We start from the raw sequence: 353 nt of genomic DNA, 5'->3' as shown, positions 1-353 counted from the left end.
CGTGAATTCATCTCCGGGGGTAGAGCACTGTTTCGGCAAGGGGGTCATCCCGACTTACCAACCCGATGCAAACTGCGAATACCGGAGAATGTTATCACGGGAGACACACGGCGGGTGCTAACGTCCGTCGTGAAGAGGGAAACAACCCAGACCGCCAGCTAAGGTCCCAAAGTCATGGTTAAGTGGGAAACGATGTGGGAAGGCCCAGACAGCCAGGATGTTGGCTTAGAAGCAGCCATCATTTAAAGAAAGCGTAATAGCTCACTGGTCGAGTCGGCCTGCGCGGAAGATGTAACGGGGCTAAACCATGCACCGAAGCTGCGGCAGCGACACTATGTGTTGTTGGGTAGGGG

At 55.0% G+C, this 353-nt stretch carries 1 rRNA gene; it reads left to right on the top strand.

Going from position 1 to position 353, the window contains the following annotated elements:
* Positions 1–353 (top strand): 23S ribosomal RNA (locus EIZ37_RS25725); the annotation flags it as partial.

The organism is Brevibacillus migulae, from assembly GCF_004521915.1.
Taxonomy (GTDB): domain Bacteria; phylum Bacillota; class Bacilli; order Brevibacillales; family Brevibacillaceae; genus Brevibacillus_F; species Brevibacillus_F migulae.
Note: the sequence above shows the minus strand (reverse complement) of the source record. Positions and strands in the feature narration are given on the sequence as shown.